At 37.5% G+C, this 16,998-nt stretch carries 16 protein-coding genes, 1 tRNA gene and 2 pseudogenes; 4 read left to right on the top strand and 15 right to left on the bottom strand.

Translation table 11 applies throughout. The annotated features are described in order from the left end of the window. Nucleotides 1-24 precede the first annotated feature (24 nt). Nucleotides 25-101: transfer RNA gene (locus Q0X66_RS02135), tRNA-Pro, on the top strand. Nucleotides 102-382: 281 nt separating this feature from the next. Here the strand turns inward: Q0X66_RS02135 and Q0X66_RS02130 are convergent. The 5 genes and pseudogenes from Q0X66_RS02130 to Q0X66_RS02110 form a co-directional block, all read right to left on the bottom strand. Beyond that, complete coding sequence (locus Q0X66_RS02130; RefSeq protein WP_297702831.1) at nt 383-2,884, bottom strand: M20/M25/M40 family metallo-hydrolase; 2,502 nt, start codon at nt 2,882-2,884, stop codon at nt 383-385. Nucleotides 2,885-3,078: 194 nt separating this feature from the next. After that, nucleotides 3,079-3,507 carry a VOC family protein gene (locus Q0X66_RS02125; RefSeq protein WP_297702830.1) on the bottom strand — a complete coding sequence of 143 codons (429 nt, stop codon included), beginning with the start codon at nt 3,505-3,507 and terminating at the stop codon, nt 3,079-3,081. A gap of 5 nt (nt 3,508-3,512) precedes the next feature. Beyond that, nucleotides 3,513-3,890 carry a DUF2200 domain-containing protein gene (locus Q0X66_RS02120; RefSeq protein WP_297702829.1) on the bottom strand — a complete coding sequence of 126 codons (378 nt, stop codon included), beginning with the start codon at nt 3,888-3,890 and terminating at the stop codon, nt 3,513-3,515. 113 nt (nt 3,891-4,003) lie between these two features. After that, the gene (locus Q0X66_RS02115; RefSeq protein ID WP_297702828.1) at nt 4,004-4,417 is read right to left on the bottom strand and encodes a VOC family protein; all 414 of its coding nucleotides are present in this window, start codon (nt 4,415-4,417) and stop codon (nt 4,004-4,006) included. 79 nt (nt 4,418-4,496) lie between these two features. After that, nucleotides 4,497-4,656: pseudogene (locus Q0X66_RS02110) on the bottom strand (tyrosine-type recombinase/integrase); the annotation flags it as partial. On the opposite strand from Q0X66_RS02110, the gene Q0X66_RS02105 reads away from it, so the two are divergent. Continuing rightward, nucleotides 4,649-4,804: a Lacal_2735 family protein gene (locus tag Q0X66_RS02105; RefSeq protein WP_297702827.1), complete on the top strand. Its 156-nt coding sequence runs from the start codon at nt 4,649-4,651 to the stop codon at nt 4,802-4,804. The pseudogene Q0X66_RS02110 and the gene Q0X66_RS02105 sit on opposite strands and share 8 nt — an antisense overlap. A gap of 220 nt (nt 4,805-5,024) precedes the next feature. Next, nucleotides 5,025-5,555 (top strand): CIA30 family protein, encoded by a 531-nt coding sequence (locus tag Q0X66_RS02100; protein WP_297702826.1) that lies wholly within the window; start codon nt 5,025-5,027, stop codon nt 5,553-5,555. A gap of 40 nt (nt 5,556-5,595) precedes the next feature. On the opposite strand, the gene Q0X66_RS02095 is transcribed toward Q0X66_RS02100, so the two are convergent. From Q0X66_RS02095 to Q0X66_RS02070, 6 genes and pseudogenes are all read right to left on the bottom strand, one after another. After that, entirely contained in the window at nt 5,596-6,528 is a 933-nt protein-coding gene (locus Q0X66_RS02095) for a nuclear transport factor 2 family protein (RefSeq protein WP_297702825.1), read from the bottom strand. Nucleotides 6,529-6,627: 99 nt separating this feature from the next. Further along, nucleotides 6,628-7,980: a saccharopine dehydrogenase C-terminal domain-containing protein gene (locus Q0X66_RS02090; RefSeq protein WP_297702824.1), complete on the bottom strand. Its 1,353-nt coding sequence runs from the start codon at nt 7,978-7,980 to the stop codon at nt 6,628-6,630. A gap of 242 nt (nt 7,981-8,222) precedes the next feature. Next, nucleotides 8,223-8,990 (bottom strand): glucose 1-dehydrogenase, encoded by a 768-nt coding sequence (locus Q0X66_RS02085; protein WP_297702823.1) that lies wholly within the window; start codon nt 8,988-8,990, stop codon nt 8,223-8,225. A 107-nt stretch (nt 8,991-9,097) separates the two neighbouring features. Continuing rightward, on the bottom strand, nt 9,098-9,643 hold the full coding sequence (locus Q0X66_RS02080; protein ID WP_297702822.1) for a PH domain-containing protein: 546 nt from the start codon (nt 9,641-9,643) through the stop codon (nt 9,098-9,100). Nucleotides 9,644-9,656: 13 nt separating this feature from the next. Continuing rightward, nucleotides 9,657-9,992 carry a hypothetical protein gene (locus Q0X66_RS02075; RefSeq protein WP_297702821.1) on the bottom strand — a complete coding sequence of 112 codons (336 nt, stop codon included), beginning with the start codon at nt 9,990-9,992 and terminating at the stop codon, nt 9,657-9,659. Nucleotides 9,993-10,146: 154 nt separating this feature from the next. Next, nucleotides 10,147-10,305, bottom strand: a pseudogene (locus Q0X66_RS02070) (tyrosine-type recombinase/integrase); the annotation flags it as partial. A gap of 375 nt (nt 10,306-10,680) precedes the next feature. Here Q0X66_RS02070 and Q0X66_RS02065 point away from each other — a divergent pair. Then, a complete protein-coding gene (locus Q0X66_RS02065; RefSeq protein ID WP_297702820.1) occupies nt 10,681-12,351 on the top strand; it encodes a DUF2813 domain-containing protein in 1,671 nt (556 codons plus the stop codon). 14 nt (nt 12,352-12,365) lie between these two features. Here the strand turns inward: Q0X66_RS02065 and Q0X66_RS02060 are convergent, their stop codons facing one another. The 4 genes from Q0X66_RS02060 to Q0X66_RS02045 are packed head-to-tail and all read right to left on the bottom strand — an operon-like array spanning nt 12,366 to nt 16,984. Further along, nucleotides 12,366-13,217, bottom strand: a complete 852-nt coding sequence (locus tag Q0X66_RS02060) for a mechanosensitive ion channel domain-containing protein (RefSeq protein WP_297702819.1) — start codon at nt 13,215-13,217, stop codon at nt 12,366-12,368. A 32-nt stretch (nt 13,218-13,249) separates the two neighbouring features. Then, nucleotides 13,250-14,608 (bottom strand): NAD-dependent succinate-semialdehyde dehydrogenase, encoded by a 1,359-nt coding sequence (locus Q0X66_RS02055; protein ID WP_297702818.1) that lies wholly within the window; start codon nt 14,606-14,608, stop codon nt 13,250-13,252. Nucleotide 14,609: 1 nt separating this feature from the next. After that, nucleotides 14,610-15,311, bottom strand: coding sequence for a hypothetical protein (locus Q0X66_RS02050; protein ID WP_297702817.1), 702 nt, complete (start codon nt 15,309-15,311; stop codon nt 14,610-14,612). An 8-nt stretch (nt 15,312-15,319) separates the two neighbouring features. Continuing rightward, nucleotides 15,320-16,984, bottom strand: coding sequence for a biotin carboxylase (locus Q0X66_RS02045; RefSeq protein ID WP_297702816.1), 1,665 nt, complete (start codon nt 16,982-16,984; stop codon nt 15,320-15,322). Between the last annotated feature and the right edge of the window lie 14 nt (nt 16,985-16,998).

Raw genomic sequence — 16,998 nt, 5'->3', positions numbered from 1 at the left:
GAAAAAATAAAATAGAAATAATTTCGGGATGTGGCGCAGTCTGGTAGCGTACACGGCTGGGGGCCGTGTGGTCGCAGGTTCAAATCCTGTCATCCCGACCAAGCTGAAAAGTGATTCGTTATTACGAATCACTTTTTTTATTTCCGAAAGCGTCTAAAATAAAATTTTAGTAAGCTGGAGGAAATAAAAAATAAGAAGGCTTAAGCCTTCACTTTTCTACCTGCCTACCGGCAGGCAGGTTTGCACAGAGGGTTAATTAGGATTATCTAAATCCTGTTAGTAAGCTGAAGGAAATAAAAAGGGTGGAGCCCTAATTTTTTATAGGTTTTGTTGTGCTTTCGTTATTTATTTTTGCTTATTGATAGTTTTTCAGGAAATACTTTTAGTCTATTGTCACTTTAGCCCAATCCCAGCCTTCAAGTCCAGTCTTGTTAACAGCTTTCACTTGAACAGTACTTCCTGCTTTTAAACCACTAAGCGTGGTAGTTGTCTCTTTAGTTTTAGAAGATTTCCATTGCCCATCAGCAGCTTGATAGCGTATTATATAATGTAAAATCGAAAGTTCAGGTGAGGCCGTCCACTTCACTGTATAGTTGCCCTTTTTCTGAGGTGTTACCATTAGTCCCGTCAATCGAGAGGGACTGGAAGCCAGCAACATCAAGGTAGCAGTGGTTGTCTTGGCCACTTCGGTCACTAACTGATGGTTAACGGTTTCTAAATTATCATTCCACTGGTGATAGTAGGGGTTGCCTAATACCGGATAGGAGCCTATCCCACCAACGATATCACCATAAGCCTCATAGTAAGCATGGGCATCTGTATTTTTGTAGTAAAAGGCATCATAGGTAATCATGTCCGTAAAAATAGTGGATGCAGCATGCTGAATATCACGAATTCCCTCATTGGAATACCTGATGGTGTTATCAAGCCTACTATTATTAGCCCATCCGACCATGTCATTATTTAATGCCCCGACTATTTTTAGTTCCTTAGCAATGGCCTTACGAACAAATTCGCGACTACCGAGCAGTCCTGCTTCTTCTCCTGTAAATGCGAGAAACATAATGGTGCAAGGCATGGGATGCTTAGACATGATTCTAGCGGCCTCCAGTAGGGCAGAGGTACCTGAAGTATTATCATCAGCTCCAGGGCCATCTTCTACTGAATCGTAATGACTACTCACTACATAGATCAACTCAGGATTAGTGGTTCCTTTTAAAGTAGCTATTACATTGGCAGTCTTTCCATTGTATGTTTGCTTTTTTGGTGTGAACCATTGCAATTCTGGTTCATATCCAAATGACTTAAATTTATCGTAGATATACTGACTTGCCAAATCATTTCCAGGCTTAGAAATATACTTTGATCCAAACTTGTACAAATCACGCTCATAGCTAAATATTCTGTGCTCAGAAGCTTTAGCAACTACCTTTGTTACATCGGATTTAATTTTGGCATAAAGTCTTTCTCCTTTTTCTTTGAGGTACTTTTCACTTTTTATGTTGGCTTCAATTCTGTCAAGTAAGGCTTGCTTCGTTATTTTATGGTTCAAATCCAGTAGATAAATTCCTCGTTCTGGTGATATGGTGTTGCCATCCCTTTCTGATACGATTAGAATTTTGCTCCCCGTAGGATCAACCTCCCATTGGTATTCCGGGGCGAAAGTACGTACCGTATTATTGTGAAATAGTTTAGTGACTTCTCCTGTTTCCAAATGATACATAAATGATCTGCGATGTCTTCCTTCTCCTTTGGCGGCTATAAGTCTTTCTTCATCCAAAAATTTCGGAAATCTGTCGTGTTGAATTTCTTGCGATACCCTGGTAATGTTACCGTTTAATTCTGCCGTGTACACCTCGTAATCACTTTGTTCCATCATGCTAAAGGCTACTTTGGTGCCAGAGGGCGAAAGTGCTGCATCAGTGAGTCGATTCTTGGTGCTCATAATCTTATACTTATTGGCTGGATTGTTAATTTCTATTACGCTGAGTGTCTTTTCTTCGGCTGCTTCAGACTGCACTAGGATATATGTATCACTATAATCTTGCAGTGCACCCTCTACCACCGCAACATTTTCGGTCTCAATAGTATAAATGCCCACACTGTCACTTTTTTGGCCATAGCCAAAGAATAGATATTTCCCACTCAGGGCTAAATTGGATTTTTGATTCTTAGTGGAATAAAGCTCCGTGATCTTATCATCCTTCATTGCATAGTGATAAATAGCAGCATATTCTTTGCCTGTTTGTAAGCCAAGTATGTATAAAGATTGCTTATCATCAGAAATAATAAATTGACTGGCACTAACCCCCTCAATATTTATTTTTTTTGGTGTTTTCTTACCCGTTGTGCTGTACAAATAAGTATTGGCATCAATTACCTTGGTATACGGCTCCATAAGCTTGTAATATTCTGCCCAGGAAGTTACGGATTTCATTCCTTCGGCTCTGACTTCCTCTGCTTTCAGCACCGCCTTATTCCTATCCGTTTTTTTAAATATTTTGAGGTCACCGGCTAGCACAAGTGCTTCTCCCTCCACACTAAAGACTTCTCTATTGGTAGCCAATTCAATGACCTTGGAAATAGTAAGGTCCCTATTTTTCAATGTGAAGATAGCATACTTTCCATCTTTTGAGAATTTTAAGTCTTTGCCATCTTTTGCTATCTCCTTTACCTGAAAGAGCTCTCCGGTCTGTAGGGCTATGCGTTCAAAGTAGGCGTCAGCATCCTCTCCATTCAGAATCATTTTAAAGGATGCCAATGCTTGTAAATAGTCACCCTCATCCCAATCATCCACAGCATTTTCGAAGATTTCTTGCGTAGGCATTTGGGCATAAACCCCGTTTGATAGTGACAGTGAAAGGAGTATCAGTAATAATCGCATAAAGAATTAGTTTAGATGAACTATAAATATATATTAGAATGATATTGTTAGTCATAATGTTCGTTAAGACAGATGGTTTACAAAGTTAAAGTCACATGCTTTACACTAGATTTTCACTTAGCCTAAATGATACTTGTTTGTCTCTTATTTTCGTTTATTCCTCCAAGTAGGGCGGCCTTTATTACAATTTGGAATTATTCTGAAAGGTTAAGTTGCCATGAAATGCCATATTTGTCTTCGCACCATCCGAATTTTTCACCAAAGCCGTAATCCCCTGAGCCTCCGTAGTTGTCAAGAGGAACCATAATCTGGCCTCCATTTGAAGAAAGTTCTTCGAATAAAGTTTGTATCTCATTTTCAGAGTTGCATGCAATGAAAAGTGATACCCCTGGCGTAAATGACCAAGCGTGATTAAAATTACTTTCAGAAACCATGTACTCTGTACCATTTAATATAAATACTCCATATTTGATAAGTTCCTGTGTTCCTCCAGCTTCTCCTTCTGAGTATTTTATTATGCTTTTAATTTCCGAATTTGGAAATATTGAAGTGTAGAAATTTATCGCTTCTTCTGCCTTTCCGCATTGATCACCCACAAATGTTAGAAATGTTGTTGTTTTCATTTTTTTTATTTTCTTTCTTCTCGTAGAATTTTCTCCATTTTTCGCCCTTTTGCTAATTCATCAATCAACTTTTCTAAATATCGACATTGTCTATACAATTCAAATTCATCTTCTATTTCTTCAATTCGATAACCACAAACAACTCCTTTAATCATGTGAGCATTGGGATGGATTTTTGCTTTTTCAAAAAACGTTCTAAACGTTACCTTCTCTTCGATAAGTGATTGTATTTTTTTTTCATCAAAACCAGTTAACCATTCTATTACTTGATGGAACTCTTCTTTTGTTCTTCCATGCTTTTTCAATCTATTCCAGTAAAGGGGGTAAATAGAAGCAAAGATCATATTAGCAACTTTTTCATTTTTTTCAGCTGTAACCTTCATTTTTAGTTTATTTTATTGGTGTCCTATCAATTACTGCTAACGTCTAGGCTATGCGCAGTATCCTGAAGGGTATTGCGTATAGGTGTTGTTGTGTGTAGGCTTTTAATTTTTTATCATGTCCATGGATTATACGAACCAAAATTCCATATGTATCCTTCTGGATCTTGACAACTGTATCCACGACCACCATAGTCCTCGTCTTTTATATCTAATACTATTCTTGCTCCAGCTGCAATTGCCGTACTATAATGGTCATCGATTTCTTCAATAATGATATATGGGGTTTGCGTATTAATTCCATTTAGGTCTTTTGGGGTCTTTACGAATTTACCATATTCATTATCATTTTCAGACCCTAACATAATCATAGCATTACCAAAATTTAACTGTGCATGAGCGATAGTTTCATTTTCACCTGGGACAACCAAATGCTTTTCAAATCCGAAAGCGTTACATAGCCACTCAATTGCTGCTGGAGCATCTTTGTATCTCATGGTTGGAATTATAACAGATCCGTTTTGTTTCATTTAATATCTATTTTATTATTATTTTTAGCTTACATACAACAATTGAATATAGTTATTAACTATATCTCACTTATAAAATCTAAGATAATAAATCCTTTATATTCATGAACGATCTATTCACTACATCTGTAAATCTTAGTCGTTTTGGTAGAACTGTGCCCTAAAAGAAGTTGAAAATGCCTTATATTCGTTCCATTCTCCAAAAGATGAGTAGCAAAGCTAAGCCTAAGCATGTTTGGATTATTCAAAAAGAAATCTAAAGAAGAAAAGCTTCAGGAAAAGTTAATGGTGCTCATGAAGGATTTGCATACACTTTCGAGTATTAACAGATCGGAAAGTGACAAAAAATATGGCGAAGTACAAGAAATAAGCGCATTGAAAAAATAGCATTATTGTCCTTAAAAGGAGAGAAGTTCTCAGAAATTAAAAAAACGGCAGCCAATAAGTCCTTTGTTAATATGGGTCTGGTGCTTAAACCAAAGTTCAGCACTTTACCCAAGTCCGTCAAAATGATAATATTTTGCTAAGTGCGTTATCGCAAGGTAAGTGCCTTTTAATCCCGAACTAATCATGGCCGAGATGCTGTAAATAATTATAAACACAAATTATGAAGTACCTAATAGGAACTATAATTCTTATAACTGCAATGAACACACAAATATTATTTGATTTTAACAAAAATTCTGATATAACAGGCTGGAAAATTGTTGATGATATTGTTATGGGCGGAGAGTCATTCGGTAGCTTTAAACTAAGTCCTGATGGTTTTGGATTATTTGAAGGCTATGTTTCTTTGGAAAATAATGGTGGATTCTCATCGGTGCGTTACCAGTTTAAAAGAATAGAAGTAAAGGAGGGGAGTAACATAATTATTAAACTCAAAGGAGATGGAAAGAAATATCAATTAAGGATAAAAGATAATTCAAGCAATTATTATTCCTATATAACTACGTTTGCAACTACTGGAGAATGGCAAGAAATCGAAATTTCACTGAATGAAATGTATCCATCTTTCAGGGGAAGAAAACTCGACTTGCCAAATTTTTCAAATGATCATATCGAAGAAATTATTTTTTTAATTGGGAATAAAAAAGCTGAAAAATTTAAACTATTGATTGACAAAATAGAGGTGAATTGATTTAGAAATTAAATCTTATACATAATGTTAGCGGCAGTTTTTAATTGTCGATTCCAAATTCAAGTTGTCTGTTATACTCCTCCGATGGAAAGCTGCCTTTAGATTCTTTAATTAGTCCGTTCTCCCCAATTTGCCAAAGTTCGAATCCGCTTACCTTTACTTTTTTACCAGTTCCGGCAGGACCCGAGTTTGTAGCAATTAAAGTCCAGTGGAATTTCGTACCATTCGATTTTGGGACAAGGCTATCATAACGTACAATCATGTCAGGAAGATCGATCATGAATCCTTGGGCAACTTCTGATATGGCATTTCTCCCTTTTGCAGGATCTCCATCATTTACTTGTAGTGATCCATCTTCGGCAAAATATGAGGCAACAAATTCTGGTTTTTTGCTACCCCAGGCTTGCGCATAACTTCGGGCAAAAATGTCTAAATCAAATTTCTTTTTTTCTTCTGCTATCCGATTAACAGTAAAGGAAATATTTAAAAACTTCCATTTTCCATTTTCTTTCAAGAGTGTGAAATTGTTAATTTCCCGAGTTTGTGGAATGCCAAATCGATAAAGGATGGCATCAGCCCTTACCAATGCCAACCTACCTTCAGTTACAATAATGTTGTAGTCACTTACTAATTCGCAATAGGGTTTAGGTTCACGGTTTTTGACATTATCAAAGTACTCATCTATAGTTATCTCTGAATTAGACCAAGTTCCATCCTTGAAACTACTTATTCCCAGCATAGCCTTGTCCGAAGTCATATCGTCCAAGTCTTCAATGTTATAGTTGCCGGCAGCAATCAATAACCTTTCTACAATGGCTTTTATCTCTTCTTCCTCTGCATTCACGGTTGATTCCTTTTTGTCTGATACAAGCTTTTCAGTCAAATCAGGTTTGTCTTGATTTGATTGACAACTAATAATGAAGATGGAAAGTAACACAAGGGATAAGATTGAATTTCTTAAAGGTTTATTCATAATTAATTTGTTTTATTGCCGCTAACGGTTATTACGTGACTGGTTTTATGCTTGCGCCTAAGCCTCAGCATAGGTGCTAATGCGGTATATACGTCCCGATTATTCATAATGAGAATACTCAATCTTGTTATCGTGCGAGGTGTAAGCAATGCCCAGTTCCGTCAGCTCATCCAGTACAGGATCATAAACTTCTTTGGTCCATGGGTACAACAAACCATGGCTTTTAATTTCTCCGTTAAGGATTAACTTTGCACCAATTGCCGCAGGCAATCCAACAGTACGGGAGATGGCCGTATGCCTATAATCTAAGCCTCTTGTTACCAAATAAGATAAATGTTCAAATAATTCACCTTCGAGTTTGTATTCTATCCTCTCGTAAAAAACCAGCATATCCGTGTCGCCATGTTTAAATTTAAGCTTATCCATCAGTAAATCCAATAGTATCTCGGCAGGAGTTCCATTTACCAGCCTAATTGGTCTGTCAGACAGAAGTTCTGTCCAAAGCAATTTTTCATGAAGTTCTCCACCTCTTTCTATATGCAAGATGTCTGCCAGTGTATTTTCAAGACTTGCATCATTATCATCCGGTAGATACGATGCAACCCACTGGCGGTATGTCATGTTTTCACTTCCTTCAATATGATAGTTGTTAGCCGTTAACCCTAATTGTATAAAAATATTCCATCCTTCGCAAAAACCAGGATAACGCAGTGTTGCCCTTATAAATGTTGGAATGTCATCAAGGTTGTATTTTTTTCTATAGACTACAGAATCGCGATTTTCGTACGCTTCAAACTCTCTGAAACCGGGGATACCTATAACTTTTGGATTGGTAAATAAACGATTATAAGGGCTGCAACGAAAATTGCCTTTTTTGTAATAACAAGCTCCTGCACTACCTGCCGTGATCACGTTCATTGGGCTCCAGGTAAATTTATAGCCCCAGGGGTTATCATTACTTTCAGGGGCAACCAAACTGCCGCAATATGATGTAAAAGCCAATAGCTCTCCTCCCTTTTTCCTGATTTTATCTATAGAACGCATTCCGTTCATATGATCAATACCTGGATCAGCTCCCAATTCATTTAGAAATGTGAGACCTTTTTTTTTAGCTTCTTCATGCATATCTATCATTTCCTGACTGGCATATGAAGCCGTTACCACATGCGCATTATATTTAAGTGCAATTTTTGCCGCAGCAGCATGCATTCCAGGAGGCAACAAGGAGATTACGATGTCTGCATCCTTTATATAACGCTCCATAATTGTATCATCATAGCAATCAAAGTATACCGCTTTCCCCCTTGGATGACCAGCAATTTTCATTTTTGCGGTTTCTACTAAAATATCACCTACCGTTACATCCCAGTTGTATTCTTCGGCATGCTTAAGCATGTACGAAATCAGATCGGTAGCCGACATTCCTGCACCACAGATTAACACATTTTTCATATAGTTATCAATAACATAATGTTAGATTTAGGCTAATAAGATAAGAACAAAACAAGCCTGTGCCTAACGGTTTGTGCGTGAGCCTTTGTATGTCTTGGTATTAATAATTTTAAGCTCATACCTTCGCAGGAAAATATGCAAGGATTTTCCGAAGAAACACAGAACTAGCTATGGCTTATAAACTATGTTACGCACTGGCTTTTTATCATAAAATCTTAAATTCAAATATAGTATCTAAATTATTATCGAATTCCATATCCTCCATCAACGCAAATGGTTTCACCGGTAACAAAGTCAGCGGCTTTAGAAGCCAAAAATACTGCTGTGCCAGCTAATTCTTCTGTTAGTCCAAAACGACCGGCAGGGGTTCTTGTAATTATTTCGTCATAAAGCGGCATTGTTTTAACGGCTGCGGTCATATCAGTTTCAAACCATCCTGGTGCAATGGCATTTACTTGAACGTTGTGCGGTGCCAATTCAATTGCCATTGATTTAGTTAACTGAATTACAGCTCCTTTAGCAGCACTATATGAAGGCGCAAAACTAGAGCCAAAGAATGAATACATACTACCGATGTTTATTATCTTTCCTCTTTTATTTTCAACCATTGATTTTGCAACCAGTTTAGATAATAAAAATACTGCGTTAAGTTGTGTCTCTATCACACTATCCCAATCTTCCTCTGTCTCATTAAGAATTCCTCCACTTAATACGGCAATTCCAGCGTTATTTACAAGGATGCTGACATTACCTAATTCCTGTTCAACCTTTTTTAGTGCTGGTGCCAAATCAGTCCGTTTTGTGATATCAATTTTTAAAGCCATTGCTTGTACCCCAATTGCTTTTAATTCGGCAAGGGTCTTTTTGTTTTTTTCTTCGTTGCGTCCAAATATTGCAACTGAAGCCCCAGCTTCAGCTAAGCCTATTGCAATGCTGCGACCAATACCACCATTTCCTCCTGTAACTATTGCTACATCTTCTGAAAGGTCGAATAATTTAGATTTTTTCATAATTTTAGATTTAAGTTGATTATACTTTTTGCTGTCACGTCCTAAAATAGGGCTACAGGTTAATATTTAGTTTTAAGCGGCATTTTGGTGTGCGTAATTAGGTTTTGTTATGGGCTGTATAATTTATTCTTTATATCATTTAGAATATCTTTGATCTCCTCTAGTATATCTACAATTTGTTCATTATTTGTTTCTACCTGTCTACTACCCTTTCTATTTACAGTAACCAGCAATTCTCTTTGGTGTAATACATTCTCCTTAAAATCTGAAGAGTTAATAATGCCGATCAATTTCATATCACTCCCTTTAGGATTACTCTGTCCGGCTGTTTCAATTTTGAGGATCCGTAGATCAAGATATTTTAATAAAGGATTTTCAATAAATGTCAGATCCTGAATGTTCTCCAGGGGTATCGTTTTCTCAACCTTAAATAGTACACCCTTTTTAAACAACAGGTGCCGATCTGTTAATTGGCATTTCAGATTTTCATAAAAGCGTTTACTGATATATTGGCCAAGTCCAAGAAACCAAACAACGAGTAACGGAATTCCTACCACTGAGATCGTCAGGAAAAAAGCGACCACCAATAATATATAAGTTCTGATACTGGGATTAAATTCTGCCTTTTGTACTAAAGTCGATCCTAAAGTCATTATTACTTTATTTTTATTCAGTTTTAACCTTCTCAACAAATCCAAAAACCTGAATCAGTCCATAAGTCAAACCTAATCCAATAAGTGAAGCAATAACATCATATGGGTCATAGATATTATTTCCTCCAAAGTTATGAAATTTAAACTCCTGCGAAATCGAATAAATTGAGGCTAAGCCTACAGCAAATAAATAAATATATTCGTCTTTGATGTACCCTATTTTTTTGTTAAAGCGATATTTCAATTGCAGTAAAATTCCGGTCAACAAAAGGGTGCCAATCATTGCCTCAATTAGATTTGGAATTGAAAGAACAATTATTTGAAAAAACTTAGACGTTTCATTTTCCAAAACCCAAGGTCTCAGTAAGAATTTATTCAGAAAAAAACAAGAATTACCACTCCAAATAAGTATCTGACATATTTTTTTATCGAAATTTCTTTCATTTTACCAAATGCTACGACAATTGTATATAGTTCATATTAACTATATATCGATTATATCTCTAAGATAATATAGCTTTAATGTTCATAAATGATCTATTCGCTATATGAGTATAAATTTCAGTTTTTTTGATTGAATTATGTCCCAAAAGAAGTTGTTAATGACTAATATCCGACCCGTTTTCCAATAAATGGATGGCAAAGCTATGTCTGAGGAGATGAGCCTTAGCAATAGTACACCGAGCGTTCATTAGGATTAACTAAATCCTGATTCGTAGTTCCCCTATATACCTGTTAGGATTCACGTGGTATACTTCTTATCTTGTATACTAATAGATAACCCAAAAAAAATTACTTTCTTGGAAAAGTTAAGGGAGACCACAAGTAATACTAACTAATGCGGAACCTTGCCACTGACCTTGCTAAACCGGATATTCCCTAATTACCGGCACAGCTAAGAGTATTTGCAGGAAAAACAGAGATACCTGAAGTTGTGAAAGACCCCGAAGACATTGTCTTTCACTTTCCCCCAAAAACAAAGGCAGAAGCCATGGATAATTAAATTGAGGTAATTCCTCAAACAAAATAAATAAGCTTTGCTACAGTTAATCTCATTAGAAGTTACCAATTTCAGAGCCATTAAACATGCTTTACTCGACTTTGATCAGATTACGCTTCTCATTGGGGAAAACGACCTGGGGAAATCTACGCTCATGGAAGCCCTTTCAGCCGTCCTCAACCCCAAATTGGATGATAAACTCCCCGAATTTAACCACTTTCACTTCTATAAAGATCCCGAAAAGGAGGGCGCCGAAAAAAAGCTTCAAATCAAACTTATAGTACAATTTCAAAACGATGTACGGCTAAAAGAATTTAAAGTACTGGAATTACTCTCGGTGAAGTCTGAAGAAGAGTTGATAAAAGAACCGAAGTTTGAGGTTTCTTTTAATTCATCTTTATCGGGTTCCTATACTACTGCGGAATGGAGCTGTACTAACTTACAAAAGGGAGTAGTTACCAAAGACCCTCGTGTACTTAAGGTACTCAGAAGGATAATACCCGTAATCCATCTGAGATTTGGGATTTTAACTGGGTTTTTAAATATTGTGGTACCTGATGAGGATGATGCCCGTGAAGAAATTGATCTTGAAGACCGACTCAAGCAGCAAATTTTCGCATCGGTAAATGAAATACTTCTTGGTACCACACAGGATACCAATGCTTCTGTGAATAAGGGATTTCATGCTGTGGAAGAATTAATGGAGTACTATGGGCAACCTAATCAGGAGCTAGAGCAAGAGGATGGACTGGTGGTAAGAATTAGGGAAATTTTGCAAATGGTATCCCTCACCGAGAAAGAGAATATTGCAAAAGCTTTGAAGAGATTTCAAAGGCTTACAGAAAAACTGGCAACCCTTATGTTAGTGCATGCGCTTCTTCGCTCCGGTCCTCAAAAGTTTGAAAAATATTCGCGCCCCTTGCTTATTTTTGAACACCCTGAAGCTTTCCTGCATACGACAACCCTTGCAACTATTAGTATTTTACTAGGTAGGATCCGATGGCAAAAGATTATTACCACAAATTCTGGTTTATTACTGAGCAGGGTTCCTTTGAAATCGATCAGAAGGTTGCGCAGGAAGAAGGGATTGATCCAGGTTAATAGTATCGATTCACAGTATTATACCAACGAAGATTTGCGTCGCTTATCATATCACCTCCGTGCGAAGTACAGTATGGCTTCATTTGATCGTTTCTGGATTCTGGTTGAGGGAGAATCTGAATATTGGATACTACCTCACCTGGCAAGGATTATGAACTATGAATTTCTGCAAGAGGGAATATCAGTAATCGATTTTGCGCAATCAGGTTTAACGCCATTGTTAAAATATGCTACAGACCTGGGAATTGGCTGGCATGTCTTAGTGGATGGCGATGAAGCCGGACAACGATATGAAGATCTCGTAAAAAACTTCGCAAATAAACACGAACTTAAGAATCTCGTTACCAGGCTGGAACAAAAGGATATTGAGCATTTGTTTTGGTACAATGGCTTTAAAAAAGAATATATTAAAGCTGCCCAACGTTTAAATGTTCCGGAGAATGAGAATAAACCGGGCCTCACTATTCGCAGAGCCATTAAAAATAAATCTAAACCATTCCTGGCTTTAAGTATTATTGAAACTATTGCCTCTAAAGGCCCGACAGCCATCCCGGATAAACTCTTTCAAATGATAGAAGCTTGTATTAAGCAGGCCCGTAGAAACTAAAACTATGTGTTATTCTATTTTTCAAATTTACCGGCGGTATTGGATCTTAGATGTAAATCCATTTGCGGGAAAGGTATTGTAACTTTATTTTCGGCAAGTTTTTTACTAATAATTCTTCTAATATCACTTTTTGCTTTTCCTATCCTAAAAATATTTTTACTAAAAAACAAAAGTTGAAAATCTAAGGATGAATTTCCGAAATTCATCAATCGTGCTTCAACCAATTCCCTGTTTGAGACTTCAGGATGTTCAAAGGCGCTTTCTTCCAATATTTTGATAACCTTATCAACATCACTTCCATAAGCTACCCCAACATCAATCTTAAAACGTGTTTTTTTTGATTGATGACTCCAATTAATTACCTTACTGGTAGTAATTAATGAATTTGGAATGATAATGGATATGTCATCCCTGTTTAAGGCCTTAGAGGTTCGTAAGCCAATACCTTCAATTTTTACCACGTCGCCATCTATTTCCAAAACATCATTTATTTTTATGGATCTCTCTGAAAGTAAGATGATACCTGATATTACGTCATTAAATGTTTGCTGTAATCCTAAGCCAATACCCACCAATAAGGCCGCAGAGCCGGCTAATAACAAAGTAACTTTAACTCCTATTGTTTCCAGCAACAATCCAATGGCCATGACCCAAATTACATATTTTATGATCTGGTATAAAGCATAGGTAGTGCCCGGATCAGTTTTGCGGAATTTATACTTGCGAAACAATGCTTTTTTAATGACCCATAGTATTAGTTTGGTAATAATTAGGATAATCAGAATAGTCACCAGGTCAGAAACCCTTATTGTATAGTTACTTAAACTTAAGATTTCAAATTCCAGAATTTTATTTAAGGTTTCCATATGCTTATTTATTACCAAATATCGAATTTAATTTAATTTTTAACATAAATCGTCTTGCGATTTATAAACTCCATCATCCCATCTTTTGCCAGTTCACGTCCATAGCCGGAATTTTTGGTACCGCCAAATGGCAGCCTTGGGTCTGATTTGACTAGTTCATTAATGAAATAAGCTCCATCGCTTACTCTATCTGCAAACTTTACCGCCTTATCAATATCTGTAGTACAAACAGTTACCCCAAGCCCATACTTTGATTGTTCCGAGAGGGCAAAGGCCTGATCTATATCTTTTGCTTTTATCATAGCCGCGAGGGGGCCAAATGTTTCTTCTTCAAAAGCAGCCATTCCGGGCGCTACATCACTCAAAATGGTAGGTTCATGGTAACAACCGCTCTGTTTGCCTCCAAGCAATAACTTTGCACCTTGTTCTACTGACACCGAGACCTGACGATTAAGCTGGTCGGCCAGATCTTTACGAGCCATCGGTCCAACTTGGGTAGCATCTTCCAATGGATCCCCCGATTTCAAACCCTTTACGGCTTTTGTAAATTTTGAAACAAACTCCTCATAAATTCCTTCCAATAAAATAAAGCGCTTAGCAGCAATACAGCTCTGTCCGCAATTAAGCATTCGGGCTGTAAGGGCAGTTTTTACGGCCTTGTCAATATCCGCATCTTCCCAGACAATGAAGGCATTGTTACCGCCAAGTTCCAAAACGGTTTTTTTAATATGCCTACCGGAAATTTCTGCCACGGCCGAACCTGCTCTTTCGCTTCCCGTAAGTGTTACTGCTTTTACAGCCTCATGCGCAATAATCTGTTCTGTACGATCGTGGTGTACAATCAGGTTTTGAAAGACAGACCTGGGAAAACCGGCTCTATTAAACACTTCTTCTATTTGTCTGGCACATCCAAATACATTAGGAGCATGTTTCAACAATCCGGTGTTGCCCGCTGTTAAAGTTGGTGCAGCAAATCTAAAAACCTGCCAAAATGGAAAGTTCCACGGCATAATTGCCAGGACACTTCCAATAGGGTCATGCCTTACAAAACTTTGTGTTGCTTCGGTGGCAATTGTTTCATTTTTCAGGAATTCCGGAGCATTCTCCGCATAGTAATCACATACCCATGCACATTTATTCACCTCAGATCTTGATTCTATGATGGGTTTTCCCATTTCCAAGGTGATCATTTGGGCGTATTCTTCAACATTCTCTCTCAATATTTGGCCGGCTTTTTTTATAAGTGCACAGCGTTCAGAAAGCGGAACTTTTCGCCAGGACTCAAAGGCATCCTGACTTTTATTAAGCTTTTTACCTAGCTCTTTTTCTGTAAGCGATGTATACCGGCCAACTTGTTGGCCATTGTACGGATTTATACTTTTAAATTCCATTTTATTTTAGTTGTTCGTCAGAAAATGCTGTTGATTCAAAACCCTGTACTCCCTTAAGTTCATCTACCCAGTTCCAGGAAGTATATATGGTAAAAGTGTTGGAATTATCTTCAGGGGCAAAGCCAGATTCCTCAAATTTCCAGATAATATGTTCAGACTCAGGAAACTTGTCCGACTTAATATTCTCGTCAAATAACCTATAGATGATATTGCCTTCATCCATTCCGTCATTTAACAAACGGGTTAGAAAAGAGGAATTTGGCTTTAGTAAATTTAAAGCTGATTCCTTGTTCAATGCAATTACCTTTAAAGTAATTCGCACAATATCCGGTGTTGGGAACTGATTTGGAAATGTCCAGTATAGCATGCATCCAACATTGAATAATGCTTCGTGCAATTTGATGTCGGAATATTCCTCCCAAAGACGATCGTCCTGCAACTCTGATACCAGATTTTGCCGCTGACCTATATTGAGTTGTTCCTTAAGCCGTAACTCCAGAATGTTGACCGCCGCATCTTCGACCGTTAGGTCGGACAATGCTAAAGCTGCCATTTCCTTTAGTTCTTCGAACGGAACAGTATCAGCATCATCATACTCCAGATGATGCAATACGTCCAAAAAATCTTGATTTGTCCATGCTCCGGGTATTTCATGGATTTCATTCAATTCCAGTACCCGGACATCATATTTAAAGTTGGCCATGCCAAATTTTACTTTGTTAAACTGCCACTTAGTGCAATCTTTGGACGTTTATCCTCAACTACCTGTGAAACGTATTTTTCGCGGATGGCCTTTATCCAATCTTTTGCTCTTTTATTAAGCTTAAAATCATCGGTCATCATTCGTCCTCTGGAAACCAAAATTCCCATATCAGCACCTTCGTACAAATAATCTCCTTCTTTGGATATGTTTAAGAAAAATGCTTCCGCTTCAGATTCTACTGCCCTCCTATGTGTATCCATCCTGTCGAATAGAATATGGCCATTGTCGAACATTTTATAAATCCCGGATTTGGGTGCCTCAGATACATACTCAATAGTATCTTCAGTATGCTTGATGATAAGTTGACTCCATCCATCAATATTTTCCTGTCTGGCCCACCGGTCATTGATCGCCTTGACACTCAACTTGTATTCCACGTCCATCCATTCTAAAATATGGAAAACAAAAAGGGGTGCATCTGCCAATGCAAAAACTGCATGGTTAGTAATAGAACTTGCTCCGGTCACTCTTGGGTTTAATTCCCCCAAATAAATTTCTCCATTATCCTGATCAATAAGAAAGTCTAATTCAAAATATCCTTTATATCCTTCTTTGCGCAATTGATCTCCAAAAAGTTGTGTATATTTTGTTGCCTTTTTTCGCAATTCCGGAGTAAAGGCATTTGGATAAATTTCATTACCGCACCAGCCACCTTTGTAAGGTGTCAATTCTTTAAAGCCAACCAGTTCGGTCATCAGAGGCGCAACGATGGTGCCGTGCCTTGTAACGCATGCCTCTATAGCCGATCCTTTACAGTTGATGCGCTTCATTATTTTTACTTCCTTTTCCTTTACAATCTCTTCCTCGTATTTTTTGAATTCCGCTTCATTGGATATAAAAAAAGTAGTATGCCCGGAATCACCAAATGGCGTTTGTATTACAAGATCGTTTCCAAGTGTCTTGGAAACCTTGTTTAGGTGCGCATAATCCGTAACATTAGAAAGTACATAGGGTACGCAAGGAACTCCGGCCTTTTCTGCAATACGGTTAGTATTCACTTTGTTGTCCATGAATGTCCGCATTTTAGCTGTAGGGAACATAATTTGCAATCCTAATTTCTTTGCTAGTTTCTCCGTCTTCTCATCAAACATAAGGAACATAGCCTTTCCCGTAGTTCTACCTTTCTTTCTTGTCTTTAAAAAATCCTGAACTTCGGGGTGTTGAAGCAAATAATTGTTGATGTCTTCTATACCTGTGAAATCGTCATGTGGAATTTCTTCCTTAGGTGAAAATACATTGGGATGCTGGCCATCAAAGCATTCTATGTGACAGATAAATTTAAAGCCCTTTATCCATTCATCGGCGCCAAGCATATTGAAATTTGTTGCACTGATAAAATACAGCGGAATCTCGTTTTTATAAAAGAACCGTCTTATATCCGGCACTCCATTTAATTGTGCTGTTGTTGTTACTTTCTTTGCAGGGGTTGTTGTTGCTTTCTTTGCAGGTGTTGTTGTTGCTTTCTTTACAGGAGTTGTTGTTACTTTCTTTGCAGCTGTTGTTGTTGCTTTCTTTGCAGGAGTTGTTGTTACTTTCTTTGCAGCTGTTGTTGTTGCTTTCTTTGCAGGGGTTGTTGTTACTTTCTTTACAGGTGTTGTTTTTTTAGCACTCATATTTTTTATTTAAA

The organism is uncultured Eudoraea sp. (assembly GCF_947260015.1).
Lineage (GTDB): Bacteria > Bacteroidota > Bacteroidia > Flavobacteriales > Flavobacteriaceae > Eudoraea.
This window is presented reverse-complemented; position numbering and strand designations above follow the sequence as displayed.